Consider the following 21,071-nt stretch of genomic DNA (forward strand, 5'->3'; position numbering starts at 1 on the left):
GGGTTATACCTGAACCGGTGCCTTCGCCGCCGTCAGGAGAAACCGATGAAAAGTTCCGGTCCCAGTCCCGTCATCACCGTCGCCGAGCAGCCTGGCTGCCTGCTGGTAAAATTCCACGGCATACAGGTCGCCGCCTCGGCTCGAGCGCTGGTGCTGCTCGAAGCCAATTACCCGCCGGTCTACTACATCCCGCGCGAGGATATCGACGAAAAATACTTCGCCCGCACCGACCACACCACCTACTGCCCGTACAAGGGCGATGCCAACTATTTCAGTCTGCAAGTGCCGGGGCATGAAGGGGCGAATGCGGTGTGGACGTACGAAAATCCGAAGATTTCGGTCAGCCAGATCAAGGATTACGTGGCGTTTTATCCCGATCAGGTGAAGTTTGAATTGTTGGAGGCGGAGGTTTGAGACTGCCGACTTCATGCACTTGGTCGGCAGTCAGTTGTGTTTGCAGTCGCCAACAGCATTCAGTCAGGATTTTTTGCCCGCTTCGGCATTCAAAAACAGCAGCGCGATCATCGGGTAGCGCTTGTTGTCGTGACTCGGGGTTTTTTGAGCTTTGGCAGGACAGACCCAGGCTAGCGCATCACTGGTCAGTGCCCGAAGCATTGTCTGGAAGGCTTCAATCTGTTCAGCACTTGCCAGACTGCCGAGCGAATAGGGTGCAATAAATACGGCGCCCAATTTAGGCTCGTTGTAGTCGAGCCTGGCGGCATCGACAGTCGCTAATTTGCATTTACTCAAGATCCAGTCGCGGGCGTACGCCAGATTATCGATCGGCACGTAAGCGACTTTGGCCTCAATGCAAAAACCATTGCTGTCGTCGGCAATGTACAGGTCGTTACGGCCGATCGATGAGGTCTTTTCGTTCGCCTCCGTGGCGATCTTGCTGATCTGATATTCCTCGATGGCAGTCCAGTCGGCTTTCCAGGCTGCACCGGCGAGGATGCTTACGTTGGCCTGTTCGTTGTACCAGTAGGGGAGATCATCGCCGTCCCACACATCGATGTAGCGCTCGGTGCAAGTGATCCAACTGTTCAGCACGGGATCGAGTGGCTGTAAAGTCGGGCAAGCAATGTGTAAATATTGATCGTTCATCGAGACGATGATCCTTGTCATTTGACGACGTTGGTTAGAAGAGGTAGCTGAAAAAGCCTTTGGATTGTCGAGCGCTGATCTCACGCGCGAAAAGATTGCGGGTCGATTTGAAGAATGATTGTTCCGCATTGAAGTTTTTTTGTTCGGTGGTCCTGAATAGAAAATTGAGTTCGACGACCGGCTTGGCGTAAACAGAAACCTCTTCAAGCATTTTTTGTTGATCCGCTGATGATTCAGCGTCAGAGGAAGCAACTTTGCGCAGGAGCGCCATCATATCGTTGCTGTTGCTTGCTTCGAGGTAAGGCTCCATGGAGAGCTTCATCTGCTTGTCGATTTGTTCTATCGATTTGTCCCGCACACTTGCCAGTCTTTTGAATTTTTCATAGGTGCCTGTCACCAATGCGAGTTCTTCATATTTGATGTAGAGGTCGGTGCGGCATTGACGTACCGCAGTGGACAGTTCTTTGCTGCTTTTGGCCAGTTCTTCATTGGTTTTGTACAGGGCTCTGGGGACTGCATCGTAACCGGGCTTCGACGCTAGTTCCGGATGGGTCAGAATGTGCTTCAGCTCATCGAACTGTAATTGGTAGGAGCCCGCAAGCTTGCCGTATTGATCTGCCAGTTCCAGATGCTTTGAAGAGCAGGAGGCGTGCAGCGCCCGCATCGGCCGGTAATAGCTGTCGATAATGTCTTTTTTGTCGCCGAGGGAGCTCTTGTAACCTTCGAGGATGCCGCTGAAGAGGAAGGAGCCCAAAAGCACCGGGACGATGGCTTGGCCGAACCACGCAAGGAATTTACCACCTCGATTTGTTTTGCCAGGTTTGTTGTTGTCTTCGGCATTGTCGGGTGACGTATCGGGCGTCGACGAGTCGGCCATTTTCCTGATCCTTTAGGAGGGGTGAAGCAATGAAGGAAGGGAGCTGCATTAAGTGATGCTGGATGATATGTAACTGCCACTATGCTGTCGATGGCAGAGGAGCATCCACAAAAAATCCGCTCCAGGCCTGACCTAAAGCGGACCGGTTGTATCAATCAGTTCTTGTCCAGGTCGATATTCTTTGTCTCACGCAGACAGATCATCCCCACCACCAGGCTCACTCCGGTAATCAGCACCGGGTACCACAGCCCATAGAAAATATCCCCGGTGTACACCACCAGCGCAAACGACACGGTTGGCAGGAATCCGCCGAACCAGCCGTTGCCGATGTGATACGGCAGGGACATCGAGGTGTAGCGGATGCGGGTCGGGAACAGTTCGACCATCAGCGCGGCGAGCGGACCGTAGCACATGGCCGAGATGATGATCAGGCCGACGATCAGGGCCACGATCATCGGTTTGTTGATTTGCTGCATGTCGGCCTGTTGCGGGTAGCCGGCCAGAGTGATGGCGCCGCGCAGGGCGGCTTCGTCGAAGCCGTCGAGCTTCACATCGCCGACGCTCACTTGCACCGTGCTGCCCGCCGGCGCGGCGACGCTGGAGTAGGGCAGGCCTTGCTTGACCAGGAAGGTCTTGACCTTGTCGCATGGGCTGTCGAATTTGGCCTTGCCCACCGGATCGAACTGGAAGGTGCAGGTCGCCGGGTCGGCCACCACGGTGATCGGTGCCTGTCGGCTGGCGTGGTCGATGGCCGGGTTGGCGTAGTGGGCCAGGGATTTGAAGATCGGGAAGTACAGCGCGGTGGCCAGCAGCAAGCCAAGCATCAGCACCGGTTTGCGCCCGACCTTGTCCGACAGCCAGCCGAAAATGATGAAGAACGGCGCGCCGATCACCACGCTGATGATCAGCAGACTGTTGGCCACCGCGGGGTCCATTTTCAGGAACTGGGTGAGGAAGAACAGCACGTAGAACTGCGCGGCGTAGAAGGTCACCGCTTGCCCGGCGTTGATACTGAACAGGGCGATCAGCACGACCTTGAGGTTTTCCCATTTGCCGAAGGATTCGCGGATCGGCGCCTTGCTGGCCTTGCCTTCCTCTTTCATTTTCAGATAGGCCGGCGATTCGTGCAGGCTCAGGCGAATCCAGGTGGAAATGCCCAGCAGCACGATCGACAGCAGGAACGGAATGCGCCAGCCCCAGACTTCGAATTGATCGCCGGTGAAGTAGCGGCAACCGAGCACCACCAGCAGCGACAGCAGGAGACCAAGGGTCGCGGTGGATTGAATCCAGCTGGTGTGGAACCCGCGCTTGCCGATCGGCGCGTGTTCGGCCACGTAAGTCGCGGCGCCGCCGTATTCGCCGCCGAGGGCAAGGCCCTGAAGCATGCGCAGTATCACCAGAATGATCGGTGCGGCGATGCCGATGCTGGCGTAGGTCGGCAGCAGGCCCACGGCGAACGTCGCCACGCCCATCAGGATGATGGTTGCGAGGAAGGTGTATTTGCGCCCGATCATGTCCCCCAACCGACCAAACACCAGCGCCCCGAACGGCCGCACGATGAAGCCTGCGGCAAACGCCATGAGCGCGAAGATGAACGCCGTGGTGTCGTTGACCCCGGCGAAAAACTGCTTGCTGATGACCGCCGCCAGGGCGCCGTAGAGGAAGAAGTCATACCACTCGAACACCGTCCCCAGGGACGAGGCGAAGATGACCTTTCGGGTATCGGGGCTGGCGTCCGCGCTGCGCACGGCGTCCAGAGGCTGAACGTGTTCTGACATATCGGTATCCCTCACAGTGATTGTTTTTGTTGTTTCCACTGTCGGCGCCGACCTTGTGGGCGTGCGCCGCTGTTCCTTTGGTCAAGAGAGTGCGGTCAGTGCTTTTTCTTCGGCGGGAAAACTCCGGGCGGTTGGGGTGAGAATCAGCTGTGCCGCTTTTTCAGCAATCATCAGCGTAGGCGAACAGGTGTTGCCCGAGGTAATGCGCGGCATGATCGACGCATCGGCAATCCGCAGCCCCGGTACGCCGTGCACGCGCAATTGCGCATCGACCACCGCTTCCGCATCGTTACCCATGCGACAAGTGCCGACCGGGTGGAAAATCGTCGTGCCGATCTTCGCCGCCGCTTCGTGCAGTTGTTCTTCGGTTTGCAGGCTGGCGCCGGGCAGGTATTCCACCGGATTGAAGGCTTGCAGGGCGGGGGCGCTGACGATGCGCCGGGTCAGGCGAATCGCGTCGGCGGCCACGCGCAGGTCTTCGGGATGGCTGAGGTAGTTGGGCTGGATCAGCGGCGCGGTTTGCGGATCGGCGGCGCGGATTTCGATTCGGCCCCGGCTCTGCGGCCGCAAATCACACACCGACGCGGTGAATGCGGGGAAGCTGTGCAGCGGCTCGCCAAAACGCTCCAGCGACAGCGGCTGCACGTGATATTCGAGGTTGGCCGAAGTCTGTTCCGGCCCGGAGCGGGCAAATGCGCCCAGCTGACTCGGCGCCATCGACAACGGCCCGCTGCGGTCGTACAGGTAACGCAGGCCCATGCCCATCTTGCCCCACACGCTGCCGGCGATCTGGTTGAGGGTGCGGGCGTTTTCCAGTTGGTAGATAAGCCGCAGTTGCAGGTGATCCTGCAGGTTGCCGCCGACGCCCGGCAGTTCATGCACCACACCGATGCCGAGCTTTTCCAGCAGCGGGCGCGGCCCGATTCCGGAGCGTTGCAGAATGCTCGGCGAGCCCACGGAGCCGGCGCACAACACGATCTCCTTGCGCGCCTTGAAGCTCTTTTGTTGACCCTGCCAACGGGCACTGACTTTCGAGGCGCGACCGTCCTCGAACAACACTCGATCCACTTCGACTTCGGTCAATACCGTGAGATTGGCCCGATCGCGAATCGGCTTCAGAAACGCCTTCGCCGCATTCCAGCGCACCCCGGCCTTCTGATTGACCTGAAAGTAGCCGCAACCCTCGTTGTCGCCCTGGTTGAAGTCATCGATGCTGGCGATGCCGCTCTGTTCGGCAGCGCTGCGGAATGCATCGAGAATCGGCCACGACAGGCGCTGGCGTTCAACGCGCCATTCACCCTTGTCGCCATGAAAGTCCGCCGCGCCGGCAAAGTGGTTTTCGCTCTGTTTGAACAGCGGCAGCACGTCATTCCAGGCCCAGCCCGGATTGCCCTCGGCAGCCCAGCCGTCGTAGTCGTTGGCCTGGCCGCGCATGTAGATCATGCCGTTGATCGACGAACAGCCGCCCAGCACCTTGCCGCGCGGATAACTCAGCGCGCGGCCGTTGAGGCCCGGTTGTTCTTCGGTCTTGAAGCACCAGTCGGTGCGCGGGTTGCCGATGCAGAACAGGTAACCCACGGGGATGTGAATCCACGGATAGTTGTCGCGCCCGCCAGCCTCCAGCAACAGCACGCGCTGCTGTGGATCGGCCGACAGCCGATTGGCCAGCAAACACCCGGCCGGCCCGGCGCCGACCACGATGTAATCGAATTCATCAAGGGAAGTCTGCATTCCCTGACCTCGCTAATTGTTTTTGTTGTCGGTCATCCTAGTTGTTAGCTTTCGTCAAAAGAATGTTAGTTTTTGCGCAGCCGCTGTGCGTTTTCAAACAGCGCTCCCTGACGATAGCCGACAAGGACAAGCCATGTTCGACTGGAACGACCTGCGGTTCTTTCTTGAGTTGCAGCGCAGCGGCCGACTGCTCACCGCCGCCCGTCGCCTGAACACCACGCACGCCACCGTCGCCCGGCATATCGAGGCCATCGAAAAAAGCCTCGGCACCGCGTTGTTCGTCCAGCACGCCCAGGGCTACGAAATGACCCCGGCGGGGGAGGCGCTGCTCAAGCATGCCGAAGCCATGGAGAACGTCGCGCTGCTGGCTCAGGAGGAAATCACTCAATCCACCGCACCGTTGGGCAAGATTCGCGTTGGCGTGACGGAGGGGCTGGGCATCATGTTTTTGGCCAGCCGCATGATCGGGTTGTTCGAACGCTATCCTGGGCTGGAAGTGGAACTGGTGGCGGTGCCGCGCTTCGTCAGCATCCTCAACCGCGAGGCGGAAATCAGCATTCACCTGGAGCGGCCGGCGGCAGACATGCTGGTCACCCGTAAACTCACCGATTACCGGCTTGCGCTCTATGCCAGCCGCGCCTACCTGGACAACGCGCCGCCATTGCGCAGCCGCGAGGATCTTGGCCGGCATGCGTGGATCGGCTATGTCGATGATCTGCTGTTCAGTCAGGAGCTGATGTTTCTCAACAGCTTCTGCCGCAACCCACGGGTGGTGTTTCACAGCACCAGCGTGATCGCCCAGCAGCAGGCGGCGCGCTCAGGTCTCGGCATTGCCGTTCTTCCTTGTTACATGGCGGCGTCGGATCCGGATCTGGTGGCGCTTTTACCGGATGACAGCATCGAGCGCAGTTACTGGATCAGCACGCGGCGCGAGTTGCACAAGTCGGTACGGTTGCGGGTGGTTTGGGATTACGTGGTGGGGCTTTGCGAAGGCGAGCGCGAGTTGTTGATGGGCCAGTAAAGACGGCTGTTTCATGCAACTAAAACGCCCGGCGAAAGGTCATTCGATTTGCGGAGGTTGAGTCATTTCGCAGAACCTCGACAACGAAGACGTTTCCCGTGGCCACTCACCTCGATCGCCGCAATAACCTGTCCCTCGACAGTCTGAATTTCTTTCTCGCCGACGTGCGTGACGGGCTCGGTCCTTATCTCGCGATTTACCTGCTGGCGGTTCACCACTGGGAGCCGGCGAGCATTGGTCTGGTGATGACTATTGCCGGGATCGCCGCGCTCATCACCCAGACCCCGGCAGGCGCGCTGGTCGACAGCACACGCTTCAAACGGGCGCTGATCGCGATTGCCGCACTGGTGGTCACCGGAAGCTGTCTGCTGCTGCCGTTCGTGACTTCATTCAGCCTCGTGGCCGTGACGCAAGCCATCAGTGCCGCTGCCGCTTCGATCTTCGCCCCGGCCATTTGCGCAATCACCCTCGGCATTACCGGGCCTCGCGCGTTTACGCGAAGAACCGGGCGCAATGAAACCTTCAACCACGCGGGCAATGCTTGCGCTGCGTTGTTGGCCGGTTTGTCCGCGTACCTGTTCGGCCCGGTGGCGGTGTTTTATTTGATGGCAGTCATGGCGCTGGCCAGTGTGATTGCCGTCTCGTTCGTATCGGCCGACGCCATTGACCACGATCTCGCCCGAGGACTGGAGCCTAGCGCAAAGGGGCAGGGCAAGCAGCCTTCGGGCTTTTCCGTGTTGCTCACCAACCGCCCGCTGCTGATGTTTGCGATCTGCTGCGCGCTGTTTCATCTGGCGAACGCGGCGATGTTGCCGCTGGTGAGTCAGAAACTGGCGCAGGCCAATCTGCAGATGGCCACGCCGCTCACGTCCGCCTGCATCGTCGCGGCACAACTGGTGATGGTGCCGGTCGCGCTGCTGGTGGGGGCGAAGGCCGATCTGTGGGGGCGCAAGCCATTGCTGCTGGCGGGGTTTCTAATTTTGCCGTTGCGAGGTGTGCTGTATGTGCTGTCGAACGATCCGTGGTGGCTGGTTTCGGTGCAGTTGCTCGATGGTATCGGCGCGGGGATTTTCGGCGCGCTGTTTCCGGTGGTGGTGAAAGACCTGACGCTGGGGACCGGCCACTTCAACGTCAGTCTGGGGGCGATTTCGACAGTGTTCGGACTGGGCGCGGCATTGAGCAACAGTCTGGCGGGCATCGTGGTTCAAGAGGCCGGTTACAGCGCCGGGTTTCTGACCTTGGCGGCCGTGGCGCTGGTAGCGCTGGTGCTGCTTTGGGTGGCGGTGCCCGAGACAGTGTCGGGTTCCAATGCCGACTCAATGGCACTGCAAAGCAAGGCGCCGCCGATGGTTACGCCTTGACTCAACGGTCCCAAGACCTGTTCAACCGGCGGGAATCGACAGCGTCGCCCGCAGGCCTCCCTCGACCCGGTTTTCCAGTGTGATCCGCCCACCCAGACGCGTTGCGATGGTATTGACGATGGTCAGCCCCAGGCCCGCGCCCTCGGGATTGCCCCGGCTGTAGAACCGTTCGAACAACCGCGCCCGGTCCGCTTCATCGATACCCGGCCCCTGATCTTCAACGCTCAAATGGTAAAAACCGTCGGTCTGGGTCAATTGCACGCTGATCACGCCAAGTTCGGGAGAGAAGTTGGCGGCGTTGGTAATGAGGTTATTCAGGGCGATGTCGATGGCGGCGGCATCGGCGAACGCTGGGAAGGGTTGGTCGCTGACGTCAAAGGCCAATTCCAGATGCTTGCTCAGCAGCCACGGCGTGAGTTGCACCAGACTATTGCGCACGGTGTCGCCAAGGTCGATGCGTTGGTTGGCAGGCGCACTGGCCTTGGGTTCGAGGCGGGCCATGGTCAGCAACTGATTGACCAGTCGGCTGGTGCGATCCACCCCGGCGATCAGAAATTCGAGTGACTCGCGACGTTCCTGCTCGGTGCCAGCCTCCAGCAGGTTTTGCGCATGTACCCGCAGTACCGCCAGCGGCGTGCGCATTTCGTGGGCGGCGTCGGCGATGAACCGGCGTTCCCGACCGAGCACTTCCTGGATCTGCGCAAGCATGCGGTTGAGTGCGGCTTGCATCGGTTCCAGCTCGCTGGGCAGGGGTGTCAATTGCAGCGGTTCGAGGGAGCCGCTGTGCCTGGCGCGTAGCGTCGCCGCCATATTGGCCAGGGGCTTGAGCCCCCAGCCGATGGCCAGCCAGATCATCGCCGCCAGCATCAGGCTGCCGATCACATTCGGCCACAGGGTATGGCGGACGATCCGGTCAACCAGATCCGCTCGCACGTCGCCACGTTCGCCCACCCAGATGCGCAGCCCGTTCTGTTTGTCTTCCAGGACAAACGCCCGCCAGTGGCGCTTGTTCAAATCCACCACATCACTGAAGCCTGGCTGGATCGGCGGCGTGCTGAAGGAGGGCGCGCTGGCGGTATGCACCAGGACCTCGCCCTTGGCATTCCAGACCTGAAAGGCGAGCTTTCTTTCGTAGGGATGGCCGTCACCCTTGGGCACGGCTTCAGCCAGGGCCGAGTTGAACGCCCGATAAAGATCCGCGTGTTCCTGCCCCGGCAACGGCATGCGCATCACCCCTTGCAGCAAGCGTGCGTTCTGCGCCAGTTGCGCGTCGTAGACCTCGGCGATTTCGTGGTTGCTGTCGTGCAGGTTGAACAGGCTGAGCACAGTCAGACCGGCGAGCATCAAGCCGATGATCAGGGTCAGGGTGCGGCGCCGGATCGAGGTCATCGGCGCTCCTCCACCAGATAACCCACGCCGCGAATGGTGCGGATCAGGTCGGTGGAGAATTTCTTGCGCAGGTGATGAATGTGCACTTCCAGGGTGTTGCTTTCGGCTTCTTCGTTCCAGCCGTAAAGCAGTTGTGTGAGGTGGTCGCGGGTCATGACCCGGCCCGGCGGCGAGAGCAGTTCGTGCAGCAACTGATATTCCTTGGGCGTGAGCACCACCGGTTGGCCCAGATAGCTGACTTGCTGGGTGCCGGGGTTGAGGCTGATGCCGGCATGTTCGATCAGCATCTGCGCCCGTCCGGCACTGCGCCGCAGCAGAGCGCGCAGGCGGGCCTTGAGCTCGGCCAGGTCGAAGGGCTTGATCAGGTAATCGTCGGCGCCGGCGTCCAGCCCCGCGATGCGGTCTTCGGTGGCATCGCGGGCGGTGAGGATCAGCACCGGCAGGTTCGAACCGCTGGCGCGCAGACGGCGTAATACTTCAAGTCCGTCCATGCGTGGCAGGCCGAGATCGAGCACCGCCAGATCAAAGGTTTCGCTGAGCAGGGCGTGCAGGGCGCTGCTGCCGTCCTTGAGCCAGTCGACGGTGTAGCCCTCGCGCCCCAGCGCCTGATGAATGCCCTCGCCGAGGGCCACGTCATCCTCGATCAGTAGTAAACGCACACGGACTCCTGTCAGTCGAGTTTCTTGTTCACGTCCACCAGCAACGCGGCGATCTCTTTGCGGCGTCCGGCATCGGCACTTTCCCGGCCTGGGCGAGGAGCGGCTTGCAGGGCCTTGAGCAGCGCTGCTTTGGCTTCAGCGTAGCGTTTTTGACGGTAAAGGTGATCGCCCCAGAAGTACAGACTGTCGATTCCCTCGGGGTTGAGTTGCAGGGCTTGTTTGAGCAGTTGTTCAGCCTTGTCGCTGTCACCAAAACCGATCGGCCAGCCCCGTACCCGGTCGTACAGCGCGGCGAGGCTGGTGTAGGCCGAACCTTGCAGCGCCTTGGGGTCGAGGGTCAGGGATTTTTCCAGATCGGCCTTGGCGTCCTTGGTTTTGCCCAGGGCTCCGAGCCCGCCCTCGGCACCGGCCCAACTGCTGGTGACGATGCCTTTCCAGATCCAGGCCTCGGCAACGGCCGGCCGTTCGGTGGCGAAGTGCGTTGCCTGGACGGCCAACTGTTCAAACGCAGCGGCGCGCTGTTTTTCCGGTGTTTCGTACTGGATGTGCGCCCAGCTCTGCTGGATGCTGCTGAGGCGTTGTTGATCGGCGGCGTCCAGCGCCCAGACACTTTGACTGAGGGCGCCCAGCAGCACACAGGCGAGAAGTTTTTTCATGGTTTCGGCGTCTCGTTTTCAGGTTTTTCACTCAGGCGACGGATCAATGGCAATTGCTTGCGCAGACCGCGATCCACCAGATTGGGCAGCAGGCTGTTGAGGCGTACGAAGAAGCGCTCCGGCCAGCCCAGATAGAGGTCGCGGCGATCACCGGCAATCGCATGGATCACGGCGGCAGCGACGGCTTGCGGATCGTCGACGCTGGATTTGAGTGCGTCGTTCAATGCCTGGGCGGCGGGGCTGTTCATGGCGGTGCGTGTGGCGCGGGGCGCCACGTACAACACACCGACCCGGGTATCCGCCAACTCTCGGCGCAAGGCCTCGGAAAATCCGCGCAAGGCAAACTTGGTGGCGCAATAACTGGCATAACCGGGATAGCCGATCGACCCGTAGGTCGAGCCAACGTTGACCACCATGGCACTGTCGGCCTGCTTGAGCAGCGGCAGCAACAGCTTGGTCAGGCAGATCGGTGCACCGATGTTCACCGCCAGCATGGCGTTGATGTCGCTGTCGTCGAGCTGTTCCAGCATTGCGAAATGATTGACCCCGGCGGCGTTGATCAGCAGGTTGATGCCGCCGATGGCCTCGGCGGTGGCCAGCACCTTGCGTCGGTCGCTGAGGAATGTCAGGTCGGCAGCGACCCAGCACAGGTTCTGTGGGTAAAGATCGAGCAACGGGCGCAGCGATTCCTGATGCCGCGCGACCGCCAGGACCTGCGCACCGGCAGCGCACAGGGCACGCGTGATCGCTATCCCGATGCCGCCGCTGGCACCGGTCAGCACCACACGGGCTTCATGCAGCTGCATGTTGAACCTCCGCGTCACGGGGCAGGCCGCGGAACATGTCGGCGTAGAGACGATAGACGACTTTCGAGGCATGAATCACCGCCGCCTGGTCGGCCGGATCTTCCAGCTGATTCATCAGCCGGCGATAGGTTTGCATGTGCTCGATGTCCAGCGAACCGTGGGAGCTGAGGTAGCTGAACGCCGTTTCCGGCAGGGCCAGACGTTCGCGGATGCTGCCCGCCGCATGGGTGGCCAGGGCGATGCTGGTGCCCTCCAGCACGTTGACCATGCCAAACAGACCCACCGGATTGCCTCGGGCGATCAGGTCGTAAAGAAAGCTGACCATCAGCTCGATCGGCAGCGACGGCTGGCCATCACGCACCGCGTTACGGTCACCGCCACAGGCCTCGATGTCGTTGAGCACCCATTGCTCATGACCGTATTCGTCCTCGATGTATTCGCACACGGCTTTGCGCAGCCATTCCAGGTGCGTTGGCAGGCGCGCGCCGCAAGCCATCATCAAGGGGACGGTGTGACGCACGTGGTAGTAGGCCTGGGCGAGAAACGCGCGATAGCTTTCAAGGCTGACCTTGCCTTGCAGCGCATCGAGGATGATCGGCAGATTGAACAGCTCGTGGCGTTCCTGGTGCGTGGCTTCTTGCAGGGTGTCGAAAAAACTCATGATGCGGATTCCTCGGAAAAGGCGGATTCGGTAAGCACGGCGCGGTACTGCGCGACGATTGCCTCGCGGCGCGGGCGACCGTTGGCGGTGAGCAGGCCGTTGGTGGCCGTGAAAGGTTGTTCGAGGCGTGTCCAGTGATGCACCTGGGCGTAATCGGGCAAGGCCTCGTTGGCAGCGGCGATGGCGGCTTCCAGTTGTGCATCGGTGCAATCAGGGCGATGTGGCCAGAGCAGGGCGTGGTTGTGCGGCAAGGCCTCGCCATACACAAAGGCCTGGGCGATGTGCTGGCGCTGAGTCAGTTCGGACTCGACCCATTCCGGGTTGACGTTGCGCCCGAAACTGGTAACGAACTGATGCTTCTTGCGGCCCTTGAGGTAGAGAAAACCTTCCGGGTCGAACTCGCCCAGATCGCCGCTGGGCCACCATTCATCGCTGTACGTCGGCTCGCCAAGGTAACCGAGCAAGGTCGAGCCTTTGATCAACACCTCTCCGTCTTCGGCAAGGCGCACGTCGACATGGGGCAGGGGCCGCCCGACACTGCCCGGACGACGTTCGCCGGGTCGGTTGAGGCAGACCACCGAGGCGCACTCTGACAGGCCGTAACCTTCGTAGACCGGCAGGCCGATTCGTTGCGCGCGGTGCAGCAGATCCTCGGAAACCCGTGCGCCACCAACGGCGGCAAAACGCAGCGATTGCGGATCGAAGGCTTTCTGTTCGGCAGCGCTGACCAACAGCAAAAGCAATTGCGGCACCAGGATCAGACTCTCGGGCGCCCGGTGGGCCAGGCAGCCCAGCAAACGCGGCAGGTCGACGCCGCTGGCGCCCTGGATGCCCAGGGTTTTCTGACTTGGCACGCTCAGCATCGCGCCGGCGTACAGGGCCGCGTAACAGCCAAGGTTTTCCAGCAGGATCGCCAGCGGCAGCAACGCCACGTGATGTTGAGGGGCTGTGGGTTTGCTGGCCTCTTCCAGCTCCCGAGCGACCCGCAGCAGACTGTCGGCGCTCAGGCACACGCCTTTCGGTGTGCCGGTGGTGCCGGAAGTGAACGTCAGTTTGGCGGTGCCGACTGGCAGGCGGTTCGGGCCTTCAAAAGCGCGGCACCAGAATTCACCGCGTTGTTCATAACCGGCGGCGAGCAATTCTGGCTCCAGCTCCGGTTCGGCGATCACTCTTTCGGCCTGGCTTTGTTCAAGACAATGGGCACGTTGTGCCGGACTGAAGAACGGCGGCAGGGTCACGCACGTCAAGCCTTCAAACAACGCCGCCAGATCCCAGAGTATGGCTTCGACGCCGTTGTCCAGCGCCAGGGCGATAACCTTCACGTTTTCATCGCGCAAGCGCTGCTGGCGGTACATCACCTCGGCGTACAGCGTGGTGTAACTGATTTTCAGCGTGTCGCCCCACAATGCCAAAGCGTTGTCATTGCGCCCTGCATGGCTGCGCAGGGTTTCCTGGAATCGTTGCCGTTCAAGCGACATGGCAGGCTCCTTCGATAGACGTCGGCAATCCCAGCCGGCTGAACAGACCGATGTTGCGCAGATGGATGAAACCGGCGCGGATGTTGCCGACATGCACCCAGGGTTTGCTTTCGTAGTAACTGCCCCAGTGGTGACGGTCATCGCCCAGGCGTTCCGGGTCGGCGGCGCACAGCGTCACGGGTTTCAGACCCAGGCGATGGAAGCTGTTGACCAGCCCGATATTGCCGGTAAACGTCACCCACTCCAGACCGCCCATGGCCAGCAGGTAAGTGATCGCAATGATGCTCAGGCGCGCGCTGCCGGTGTCGTTGGCGGCAAGGTTGCCGACTTCGACAATCGCGCTGCGCGCCACCGGATGGTCTGCCGCCGCGCTGATCAACGGCTCGATCGGTTCATCCAGGTAATGTTCGAGAAAAAGTGGTTCAAGGTGCGCACGACGTACTCCGGCGACCGCGCAAAGGTCCCCGGAGTCGTTGTGCACACCAAACAGTTCAGGCATGAAATGGCGGATATCGGCGCCGTGGGCCTTGCGAAAACGTTGTTGAATAAACGCTTCGAACGCCGCTCGTTGAGCGTCGCCGGGTGGGGCGCTCGACAGTTGCATCTGCGGTGTTTCGCCTTGGCCGAAACGCAGGGGCAGGGAGATGTTCCAGTCAGAATCGGGCATGGGCTGAACGCCTCCCTCAATAGGTTTGAGTGGAGTATCCGGACCATTTCTTAACGAAGTCTGAAGGTGAAAAAAGGTTAACGAACGACGGATCTTCAGATTGTCTTAAGACTGTCACGGCAGTGTGACGCCGTCGGTCCGCCCGGCAACCGGATCGAGACAGCCGAACGAGTCGGCTGTCGCTCACAACAATCACGAGGCAACTATGACCCGCGACATGGCCGCACCCCGTTATGGAAAACTGTCGATCACCTTGCACTGGCTGATGCTGGCGCTGTTCGTGGGCGTGTATGCCTGCGTTGAAATCAAAGGCTTGATGCCCCGAGGCAGCGAAGCGCGGGGCCTGTTAATGGGCCTGCACGGGATGTTCGGCGCGAGCATTTTCGTTCTGGTGTGGGTGCGCCTGTTTGCCCGCCTGACGCCGCGTCCGCCGATCACCCCCAAACCGCCTGCCTGGCAGACGGCAATCGCGCACCTGATGCACCTGGCCCTGTATGGGCTGATGATCGCCACCCCGGTACTGGCCTGGCTGATGCTTGCGGCCGGCGACAAACCTTTTCCGTATTTCGGCTTTCATGTGCCGGCGCCGGTGGCGGTCGATCCGGACCTGGCCAAGCAGATCAAGTACTGGCATGAACTGCTGGGCAGTGCGGGCTATTGGCTGATCGGCCTGCACGCAGCGGCGGGGCTGTTTCATCACTATTGGGTGCGGGACAACACGCTGCTGCGCATGCTGCCGTCGCGTCAGCGTTGAGTTCGTTATCAAAAAGCCAAAGGCAGTCTGCCGGGCAGGTTGCCGAACGCACGATCAGCGTCCAGTCTGTTGCCTGACAACAGGAAGTGAGGACATCTTCACGATGATCCGGCCAGCGGTTCGTTTTCCGTTGGTCAATCAGCGTATTGACATATCGAATAATCTCGATATTCTCGCGGCATGGACCTGATCGAAGTATTCAAAGCACTCTCAAACCCGGTACGGCTTGAAATCCTGAAAGGCTTGAAAGACCCCGTAAAGAACTTCCCCCCGCAGGACGAGGGCGACGTTCACACGGTGGGCGTGTGTGTGAGCAGTATTCAAGAGGGCATCGGACTCTCGCAGTCAACGGTGTCCGGTTATCTTGCAACGCTGCAGCGCGTGGGCCTGGTTGAAGTCAGGCGCATCGGTCAGTGGACCTACTACAAGCGCAATGAAGCCAACATCAGCGCCTTGGCCGAGGTCATAGGGAAAGAGCTGTAAAAAAATTTACCGCATGATATCGAGATATCTCGATATCCCTTATTGTCGATACGAGGATTCACCATGAAAGCGATGCTGCTTGAATCATTTGGCAACCCGGAATCGTTCAAACTCTGCGACGTACCCAAGCCCATACCCGAAGCGGGGCAAGTGCTGGTCCGCGTACACGCCACCTCGATCAATCCACTGGATTACCAGGTCCGACGTGGCGACTATCCCGACCTGGTGCAACTGCCAGCTATCACCGGACATGACGTCTCCGGCGTCGTCGAAGCGGTCGGCCCGGGCGTGACGGCTTTCGCACCGGGCGATGAAGTCTGGTATACGCCGCAAATCTTCGACGGCCCCGGCAGCTATGCCGAATACCACGTGGCGTCCGCCAGCATCATCGGCAAAAAGCCGCGCTCGCTGAGCCATCTCGAAGCGGCCAGTCTGAGCCTGGTGGGCGGGACGGCGTGGGAAGCCCTGATCGTGCGGGCGGCGCTCAGAGTGGGGGAGAGCATTCTGATCCACGGCGGCGCGGGAGGCGTCGGACACGTCGCCATCCAGCTCGCCAAAGCGATGGGCGCCAAAGTGTTCACCACCGCACGCGAAGCAAACGCCGAGTTCGTCCGCCGCATGGGCGCCGACGTGATCATCGACTACGAAAAGGAAGATCACGTCGACGCCATCCTGCGAGAAACCAATGGCCTCGGAGTGGACGTGGTGTTCGACACCATCGGCGGCGACACCCTGTCGCGCAGTCCCGACGCCCTCGCACAACTTGGCCGCGTGGTTTCGATTGTCGACATCGCCCAGCCACAAAACCTGGTTCAGGCCTGGGGCAAGAACGCTAGCTATCACTTCGTGTTCACCCGCCAGAACCGCGGCAAGCTCGATGAATTGAGTGCCCTGGTGGAGCGCGGTCAACTGCGGCCACATGTTGGCGCGGTGTATTCGCTTGCGGAGATTGCGCTGGCCCATGCTCGGTTGGAAAGTCCCAACAATGGTCTTCAAGGGAAAATTGCGATTACGGTCGTGCCGTCACTTCGTTCGGGTTCTGTTGGGGATGCGTCATGATTTATGAGATCGCTTTGTTGCCTGTTCACGCAGAACGTGTTGATGAATTCCGGCATGCATTTGCCGAGGTAGCGTCTCTACTCCGCCGCGCTAAAGGGTATGGCGGGCACATGCTTGCGCAGGGGATTGAAACGCCGGAGCGGTTCAATTTGATCGTGCGGTGGGAATCGCTTGAGGCTCATACGGAGTTTGAGGCGGGGGAGGATCACAGGGTCTTTATGCTGGGACTTGAGAGGTATTTTTCAGAGGAGCCGCAGGTTTATCACATTGAGGGGGCGGCTTTTACGGCTGGCGAAGGTGATGGGGCGCTTTGGCCCGGAAACTGAAAACATGATTTTGTGACGAGCGAGCCGGACTGGGTGACAGTCCGGCTTTTATCCGGAGTTAAACGCCCTGCGCATTGGTTGTTTAAATCAGTCCTGCAGCCACACCCGGATGCCCACAGCGCCTTGCGCCGTCCCCTACACCTAAGACAGAATCCGCCGGCTTGTGCGTCTGGACTTCCGACCGTAACTTGATTCCCGTCACTGCCCATCAGTGATCGGGTCTGCAAGCCCGCCGGAAAAACCAGTCGCACAGCCTGCCAAAAGGACGCTCGTTCGCGTCCGCTCAATGGCGGCTTTGTGCGGGAGACCCTCGGGTCTGCCGGGTGCCTGGTTTCCCGGTCTTGCAGACCCGCACATGGCTGCCACCCATCATCTGCAAGTGATGCTGGTAGCTCCTATTGAAAATCAGGAGTTTCACCATGATCAAACCCACACCGAATCCCCCGGAAACCGATCCGGTTTCACCCTACAGATTCCCCGACTCCCGAACCCTGAACGAAGCCGCCGAACGCGCGCTCGATCATTACCTCACTCCGCAGCAACGGGTCATGGGGAGTCATCACAAACACGATCCGATGTACCTGGCCAATCCGGCGTATGACACCGAATCACTGCTCGCCAATGCCAGCGAATCCCTAGGCTCGGCCAGCGAAATGCTCAACAACTTTGCGGCCACGCTGGAGCCCGCTCACCGTAAGACTGCGATAGGGATTGCGCAGATTGTGATGCTCGGAGAATTGGCGGTGAATCAGGCGTTGGATAACGTCGAACTGAAGACTTAAGGCTGTCCTTCAGTAAAAAGGGAGCAGATTCACTACCTGAATCTGCTCCCTTTTTTGTTCGTTAAGCTCAACCGTTGGCGTTTGCTCTCTTTTCCGCCGTCACGATGCAAGCCTTGTAGAAATTGGAATGGAAATCGCTGATCGCTTTCTGTTGCAAACTCTCGCTTGAGTATTGAGGAATCTCGTACGCCTCGCGAATCAACGACTTGAACACCTCACCCACATACTCGTTCTGCTTACCTGCCGCTTCGGCCAGTTCCAACACCGAAGCCATGGGCACGCCTTGCTGCCTGGTTTTCATGACCTGTTTGGCCGAGTTTTCTATTCGTTGGCACTCTTCGAGCTCTTCCTGCGGTACGGGAGAGGCAAGAGCGGAAAAACTGATGGCGAAGGTTACTGCTGCTGCCAGACATTGTTTGTGCACGAGGTGTCGTCCCTGGTTTTGAGGCTGAACCTTATCATTCGTGGCTCGGCGCCACCATTGCAGGCAGGGAGAAAGAGCGCCAGGTGCTGGCACGCGGCCACGCCTTGCGCCCCCCGATTTCCGCTGTCACCCTTCGGCCCGTTCTTCAAGGATCAGAAGAAGGAATCAAGGATTGAGTGGCTACATTCCCAACCCGCCAAAAAACTATCGCAACAAAGGAACCGACCCCGTCGATATTCATGCCCAGCGTTGGGCGGAATATGAGAAACACGGGAAGGAACCGGCATCGGCTCGTGAAAAGATCGGCATAGCCCTGCGGATCGGAGTGTTCTTCGATGGGACGGGGAATAATGCCAATAACGCTGCTGCGGGTTTACTTTGCGGTGCCCATCATCCCATTGCTGCTCAAGATATTGATGCCAGTTGCAAGCCGTTCATGAAAGATCCGGACAGCAGCTACGGTAATGACACCAGCAATGTGCAGAAACTGAGTGACTTGTACTACGCACCTCAGAAAGCCGAAGGAGAGGGCTCGCAGAAGCAAGCCTTTCGCATGGTGTATGTCGAGGGGATCGGTACTCGCTCAGGCATGGAGGACAGCACGCTTGGGGCGGGCACTGGTCGAGGTGAGACGGGGGTTGCAGGTCGTGTTCAGCTTTCGTTTTCAGAGATCAAGCTGCGTATTGAAGGGGTACTGGCTAGCCATCCTGAGAGCGAAATTACTTCTCTGACATTCGATACGTTCGGTTTCAGCCGTGGAGCTGCTGCCGCTCGGCATTTTGCCAATGAAATTGCACGCGGAAAGCAGGGCCCTCTTGGGGATGTGATGCGCAGTAGTGCGAGAGGATTTAGTTCTACTTTCAATGATCAATACAAAAGCAGCATCAACATGGGCTTCATTGGTCTGTTCGATACCGTACCCTCGATTGCCGGATGGTCAAATCTGGGCAATATCAAAAGCCCTGTTGCCACTGGCATCAGGTTGTACCTGGATCGTCGCTATTTCTCTGATGTCGTCCAGCTAACTGCCCGCGATGAATGCCGGGCGAATTTCGCTTTGAGTCGCGTCAAGCCCGATCATTTGGAAATCGTTTTACCGGGAGTTCATTCCGACCTTGGTGGTGGTTACCTCGAAGAAGCACAAGAGAATGTACTCGTCAGCCCCATGCAAAGCTTGGACGTGTCGCAGAATACTGATGTTGTGACAACCTCGATTTATCGTGATGCAGAGATAGTGAAGGATCAGTTGCTTGCCAAAGGTTGGCCTGCGGAAATGCTGGAGATTGTCACGCCAGCTGCGTTGCCCTTGCCTAATGCGTTACAAGATCGGCTCAGTCCGCGCCTAAAACGGGTGTACGCCGCCGTCCAACTAAAACGTCCGGTGAGTGGCATGCTCTCCCGGGTGTACCTGCGCTTGATGCACCAGTTGGCGAAAGAGAAGGGCGTTCGCTTTAAAGACATTCCGGATACACCGGAATTGGCTGTTCCTTCAGAGCTTCAAGCGTTGTGTGATCGGTTCTTGGCGGGTGACTACAGCGTTACTCCGCAAGAAGAAAAGCTGTTGAAACTGAAGTACATTCACACGTCTGCAAACTGGATCCACCCCCTTGGCCGCAGAGATGGCAGCGGAATGAGCGCGGTCTATATCAATGCTCCTACCGCAGACTCAATTCGCGTACAACATCCTCACGTACCTGACTGGACGCTCTGGTAATGAAATTACTCGTCACTCTGTTTTGCGCGTTGTTCATGGCTGGCTGCCAGTCTGCTGACCCGCTATCAGGCAAAAACGACCCCAAATCCGAATGGTGGGAATTGGCATTCATCGAACCTGATTACATGCAGGTTTGGGTAGAGGACAGTTCTGTGCAGGACGTTACCGGCAAGGTCTACTTCAAGGCCAATGGTGGCTCCGCAGCCGGTGGCGAGCCAGAGGACGGCACCGAGTCGGCTCGCGGCTGGTCCATCGTGGACGGCAGTGGAAAACGAGTGGTGGGTGCCGATCTTCCCGTGCGGATATATGTTCGATGGCAGTCAATCGTTGAAAAGAAAACCTGGCAAGCCTGGGTGGATATTCCAGAACACGCCAGACATTTGATGTTGGAATCCACCAGCAAACGTTGCCCGCAAACACCTGAACGAGAAGTGCGGTTTATGGCGTCGGTTTACTTGGGGCTGGCGCCCGGCGGGGTGGTGCAGGCTTGGGTTAAAGACGCGTGTCACAAGGCGATCAAGGTCGCTCGGGCGCAAGCAGAGATTGAGCCGTTAGGGCCTAGTCAGGGGAAGAACGAAGGACGTTACGCTTATCCGGTCAGTGAAAAGTCGCAACGCTATATTGAGAAGTTTGGCATTCCGTACGGCAGTTGGTAGCTGTCAACAAATGAGGCAAGTAATAAGTCTGCTATGCCTGCTGTTGATTGCTGGTTGTCATTTGACTGATCCGTTGTCAGGCGAAAATGATCCCAGGTCCGAATGGTGGGAGCTCGGCTTTACCGAACCTCGCTACATGAAGGTCTGGGTTGAAGACACAGCTGTGGAAGACATCAAAGGAAGAACGTTCCTGCACACCGGCGGAGGATCCGCCTCGGGCGGACAACCAGAGGATGGCACAGAGTCAGCCCGAGGTTGGCATGGCGTAGGCGGCTCTGCAAAAGCAGTGGTAGGTGCGGATCTTCCCAAACGAATCTTCGTTCGTTGGCAATCTATTGTGGAGCCTCAGACCTATCGTGCTTGGGTGGATATACCGGAAGAAGCCAGGCAGCTAATGCTGACGTCGGTCAACCAGCGATGTGCGAAAACTCCGGAGGAAACGGCCACCTATATTTCTTCCGTTTATTTAGGGTTGGCGCCGGGCGGAGTTGTGCAAGTGTGGGTTAGAGACTCTTGTCATCACCCGATCAAAGTGGCTAGGGCGCAAGCTGAGATTGAACCGTTGGGGCCAAGCCAAGGCAAAAACCAGGGGCGTTACGCATATCCGGTCAGTGAAAAATCCAAGCGTTATATCGACCAGTTCGGCATTCCATATGGCAGTTGGTAATTCTTGGAAACGGGGGGA

Annotated in this window: 23 protein-coding genes; 11 read left to right on the top strand and 12 right to left on the bottom strand. The window is 59.1% G+C overall.

All coding sequences use genetic code 11. From position 1 onward, the window contains the following. The first annotated feature begins 45 nt into the window (after positions 1–45). On the top strand, positions 46–414 hold the full coding sequence (locus tag ACM6JM_RS28225; protein WP_414882838.1) for a DUF427 domain-containing protein: 369 nt from the start codon (positions 46–48) through the stop codon (positions 412–414). 63 nt (positions 415–477) lie between these two features. Here ACM6JM_RS28225 and ACM6JM_RS28230 read toward each other — a convergent pair whose 3' ends face one another. The 4 genes from ACM6JM_RS28230 to ACM6JM_RS28245 form a co-directional block, all read right to left on the bottom strand. Then, on the bottom strand, positions 478–1,104 hold the full coding sequence (locus tag ACM6JM_RS28230; RefSeq protein WP_414882839.1) for a hypothetical protein: 627 nt from the start codon (positions 1,102–1,104) through the stop codon (positions 478–480). 34 nt (positions 1,105–1,138) lie between these two features. Further along, positions 1,139–1,981, bottom strand: coding sequence for a hypothetical protein (locus tag ACM6JM_RS28235; protein WP_414882840.1), 843 nt, complete (start codon positions 1,979–1,981; stop codon positions 1,139–1,141). A 155-nt stretch (positions 1,982–2,136) separates the two neighbouring features. Beyond that, entirely contained in the window at positions 2,137–3,759 is a 1,623-nt protein-coding gene (locus tag ACM6JM_RS28240; protein WP_039767085.1) for an MFS transporter, read from the bottom strand. A gap of 81 nt (positions 3,760–3,840) precedes the next feature. Further along, the gene (locus ACM6JM_RS28245; RefSeq protein ID WP_074688732.1) at positions 3,841–5,490 is read right to left on the bottom strand and encodes a GMC family oxidoreductase; all 1,650 of its coding nucleotides are present in this window, start codon (positions 5,488–5,490) and stop codon (positions 3,841–3,843) included. A 133-nt stretch (positions 5,491–5,623) separates the two neighbouring features. On the opposite strand from ACM6JM_RS28245, the gene ACM6JM_RS28250 reads away from it, so the two are divergent. Continuing rightward, the gene (locus ACM6JM_RS28250) at positions 5,624–6,511 is read left to right on the top strand and encodes a LysR family transcriptional regulator (RefSeq protein ID WP_103385984.1); all 888 of its coding nucleotides are present in this window, start codon (positions 5,624–5,626) and stop codon (positions 6,509–6,511) included. Positions 6,512–6,609: 98 nt separating this feature from the next. After that, positions 6,610–7,872, top strand: a complete 1,263-nt coding sequence (locus ACM6JM_RS28255; RefSeq protein WP_414882841.1) for an MFS transporter — start codon at positions 6,610–6,612, stop codon at positions 7,870–7,872. A gap of 21 nt (positions 7,873–7,893) precedes the next feature. On the opposite strand, the gene ACM6JM_RS28260 is transcribed toward ACM6JM_RS28255, so the two are convergent. Genes ACM6JM_RS28260 through ACM6JM_RS28290 form a run of 7 tightly spaced genes read right to left on the bottom strand, consistent with a single transcriptional unit; the run spans position 7,894 to position 14,188 of the window. Then, complete coding sequence (locus tag ACM6JM_RS28260; RefSeq protein ID WP_039767076.1) at positions 7,894–9,261, bottom strand: ATP-binding protein; 1,368 nt, start codon at positions 9,259–9,261, stop codon at positions 7,894–7,896. After that, complete coding sequence (locus ACM6JM_RS28265) at positions 9,258–9,920, bottom strand: response regulator (protein WP_085687674.1); 663 nt, start codon at positions 9,918–9,920, stop codon at positions 9,258–9,260. Before ACM6JM_RS28265 ends, ACM6JM_RS28260 begins: the two co-directional genes overlap by 4 nt. Before the next feature lie 11 nt (positions 9,921–9,931). Then, positions 9,932–10,576, bottom strand: a complete 645-nt coding sequence (locus ACM6JM_RS28270) for a tetratricopeptide repeat protein (protein WP_414882842.1) — start codon at positions 10,574–10,576, stop codon at positions 9,932–9,934. Next, positions 10,573–11,382 carry an SDR family oxidoreductase gene (locus ACM6JM_RS28275; RefSeq protein ID WP_414882843.1) on the bottom strand — a complete coding sequence of 270 codons (810 nt, stop codon included), beginning with the start codon at positions 11,380–11,382 and terminating at the stop codon, positions 10,573–10,575. Before ACM6JM_RS28275 ends, ACM6JM_RS28270 begins: the two co-directional genes overlap by 4 nt. Further along, positions 11,369–12,043 (bottom strand): TenA family transcriptional regulator, encoded by a 675-nt coding sequence (locus ACM6JM_RS28280; RefSeq protein WP_414882844.1) that lies wholly within the window; start codon positions 12,041–12,043, stop codon positions 11,369–11,371. The genes ACM6JM_RS28275 and ACM6JM_RS28280 overlap by 14 nt, the downstream gene beginning before the upstream one ends. Next, on the bottom strand, positions 12,040–13,521 hold the full coding sequence (locus tag ACM6JM_RS28285; protein WP_163975678.1) for an AMP-binding protein: 1,482 nt from the start codon (positions 13,519–13,521) through the stop codon (positions 12,040–12,042). The genes ACM6JM_RS28280 and ACM6JM_RS28285 overlap by 4 nt, the downstream gene beginning before the upstream one ends. Then, complete coding sequence (locus ACM6JM_RS28290) at positions 13,511–14,188, bottom strand: thermostable hemolysin (protein ID WP_414882845.1); 678 nt, start codon at positions 14,186–14,188, stop codon at positions 13,511–13,513. Before ACM6JM_RS28290 ends, ACM6JM_RS28285 begins: the two co-directional genes overlap by 11 nt. 205 nt (positions 14,189–14,393) lie before the next feature. Between ACM6JM_RS28290 and ACM6JM_RS28295 the strand changes: the two genes are divergently transcribed. From ACM6JM_RS28295 to ACM6JM_RS28315, 5 genes are all read left to right on the top strand, one after another. After that, positions 14,394–14,942, top strand: a complete 549-nt coding sequence (locus tag ACM6JM_RS28295) for a cytochrome b (protein WP_414882846.1) — start codon at positions 14,394–14,396, stop codon at positions 14,940–14,942. Between the two features lie 180 nt (positions 14,943–15,122). Continuing rightward, positions 15,123–15,425: an ArsR/SmtB family transcription factor gene (locus ACM6JM_RS28300; protein WP_007950555.1), complete on the top strand. Its 303-nt coding sequence runs from the start codon at positions 15,123–15,125 to the stop codon at positions 15,423–15,425. A 63-nt stretch (positions 15,426–15,488) separates the two neighbouring features. Continuing rightward, positions 15,489–16,484, top strand: a complete 996-nt coding sequence (locus ACM6JM_RS28305) for a zinc-dependent alcohol dehydrogenase family protein (protein ID WP_039767061.1) — start codon at positions 15,489–15,491, stop codon at positions 16,482–16,484. After that, a complete protein-coding gene (locus tag ACM6JM_RS28310; protein WP_039767059.1) occupies positions 16,481–16,810 on the top strand; it encodes an antibiotic biosynthesis monooxygenase family protein in 330 nt (109 codons plus the stop codon). The genes ACM6JM_RS28305 and ACM6JM_RS28310 overlap by 4 nt, the downstream gene beginning before the upstream one ends. Positions 16,811–17,229: 419 nt before the next feature. Continuing rightward, positions 17,230–17,592, top strand: a complete 363-nt coding sequence (locus tag ACM6JM_RS28315) for a DUF6124 family protein (protein WP_039767057.1) — start codon at positions 17,230–17,232, stop codon at positions 17,590–17,592. A 67-nt stretch (positions 17,593–17,659) separates the two neighbouring features. On the opposite strand, the gene ACM6JM_RS28320 is transcribed toward ACM6JM_RS28315, so the two are convergent. Next, complete coding sequence (locus tag ACM6JM_RS28320; RefSeq protein WP_039767675.1) at positions 17,660–18,016, bottom strand: hypothetical protein; 357 nt, start codon at positions 18,014–18,016, stop codon at positions 17,660–17,662. 172 nt (positions 18,017–18,188) lie between these two features. Here ACM6JM_RS28320 and ACM6JM_RS28325 point away from each other — a divergent pair, with 172 nt between their 5' ends. Genes ACM6JM_RS28325 through ACM6JM_RS28335 form a run of 3 tightly spaced genes read left to right on the top strand, consistent with a single transcriptional unit; the run spans position 18,189 to position 21,053 of the window. Beyond that, a complete protein-coding gene (locus ACM6JM_RS28325; RefSeq protein WP_103385988.1) occupies positions 18,189–19,730 on the top strand; it encodes a phospholipase effector Tle1 domain-containing protein in 1,542 nt (513 codons plus the stop codon). Continuing rightward, entirely contained in the window at positions 19,730–20,386 is a 657-nt protein-coding gene (locus tag ACM6JM_RS28330; protein WP_134333916.1) for a DUF2931 family protein, read from the top strand. Before ACM6JM_RS28325 ends, ACM6JM_RS28330 begins: the two co-directional genes overlap by 1 nt. Positions 20,387–20,396: 10 nt before the next feature. Continuing rightward, positions 20,397–21,053 (top strand): DUF2931 family protein, encoded by a 657-nt coding sequence (locus ACM6JM_RS28335; protein WP_134333917.1) that lies wholly within the window; start codon positions 20,397–20,399, stop codon positions 21,051–21,053. Positions 21,054–21,071 lie beyond the last annotated feature (18 nt).

The sequence above is a fragment of the Pseudomonas sp. IT-P2 genome, from assembly GCF_949767575.1.
In the GTDB taxonomy this organism is placed as follows: Bacteria; Pseudomonadota; Gammaproteobacteria; order Pseudomonadales; family Pseudomonadaceae; genus Aquipseudomonas; species Aquipseudomonas pharyngis.

What these genes read in the sequence shown, in the direction of transcription:
- ACM6JM_RS28225 (WP_414882838.1), top strand. Translation starts at nt 46, where the DNA reads ATGAAAAGTTCCGGTCCCAGTCCCGTCATCACCGTCGCCGAGCAGCCT.
- ACM6JM_RS28230 (WP_414882839.1), bottom strand. Translation starts at nt 1,104, where the DNA reads ATGAACGATCAATATTTACACATTGCTTGCCCGACTTTACAGCCACTC.
- ACM6JM_RS28235 (WP_414882840.1), bottom strand. Translation starts at nt 1,981, where the DNA reads ATGGCCGACTCGTCGACGCCCGATACGTCACCCGACAATGCCGAAGAC.
- ACM6JM_RS28240 (WP_039767085.1), bottom strand. Translation starts at nt 3,759, where the DNA reads ATGTCAGAACACGTTCAGCCTCTGGACGCCGTGCGCAGCGCGGACGCC.
- ACM6JM_RS28245 (WP_074688732.1), bottom strand. Translation starts at nt 5,490, where the DNA reads ATGCAGACTTCCCTTGATGAATTCGATTACATCGTGGTCGGCGCCGGG.
- ACM6JM_RS28250 (WP_103385984.1), top strand. Translation starts at nt 5,624, where the DNA reads ATGTTCGACTGGAACGACCTGCGGTTCTTTCTTGAGTTGCAGCGCAGC.
- ACM6JM_RS28260 (WP_039767076.1), bottom strand. Translation starts at nt 9,261, where the DNA reads ATGACCTCGATCCGGCGCCGCACCCTGACCCTGATCATCGGCTTGATG.
- ACM6JM_RS28270 (WP_414882842.1), bottom strand. Translation starts at nt 10,576, where the DNA reads ATGAAAAAACTTCTCGCCTGTGTGCTGCTGGGCGCCCTCAGTCAAAGT.
- ACM6JM_RS28275 (WP_414882843.1), bottom strand. Translation starts at nt 11,382, where the DNA reads ATGCAGCTGCATGAAGCCCGTGTGGTGCTGACCGGTGCCAGCGGCGGC.
- ACM6JM_RS28280 (WP_414882844.1), bottom strand. Translation starts at nt 12,043, where the DNA reads ATGAGTTTTTTCGACACCCTGCAAGAAGCCACGCACCAGGAACGCCAC.
- ACM6JM_RS28285 (WP_163975678.1), bottom strand. Translation starts at nt 13,521, where the DNA reads ATGTCGCTTGAACGGCAACGATTCCAGGAAACCCTGCGCAGCCATGCA.
- ACM6JM_RS28290 (WP_414882845.1), bottom strand. Translation starts at nt 14,188, where the DNA reads ATGCCCGATTCTGACTGGAACATCTCCCTGCCCCTGCGTTTCGGCCAA.
- ACM6JM_RS28295 (WP_414882846.1), top strand. Translation starts at nt 14,394, where the DNA reads ATGACCCGCGACATGGCCGCACCCCGTTATGGAAAACTGTCGATCACC.
- ACM6JM_RS28300 (WP_007950555.1), top strand. Translation starts at nt 15,123, where the DNA reads ATGGACCTGATCGAAGTATTCAAAGCACTCTCAAACCCGGTACGGCTT.
- ACM6JM_RS28305 (WP_039767061.1), top strand. Translation starts at nt 15,489, where the DNA reads ATGAAAGCGATGCTGCTTGAATCATTTGGCAACCCGGAATCGTTCAAA.
- ACM6JM_RS28310 (WP_039767059.1), top strand. Translation starts at nt 16,481, where the DNA reads ATGATTTATGAGATCGCTTTGTTGCCTGTTCACGCAGAACGTGTTGAT.
- ACM6JM_RS28315 (WP_039767057.1), top strand. Translation starts at nt 17,230, where the DNA reads ATGATCAAACCCACACCGAATCCCCCGGAAACCGATCCGGTTTCACCC.
- ACM6JM_RS28330 (WP_134333916.1), top strand. Translation starts at nt 19,730, where the DNA reads ATGAAATTACTCGTCACTCTGTTTTGCGCGTTGTTCATGGCTGGCTGC.
- ACM6JM_RS28335 (WP_134333917.1), top strand. Translation starts at nt 20,397, where the DNA reads ATGAGGCAAGTAATAAGTCTGCTATGCCTGCTGTTGATTGCTGGTTGT.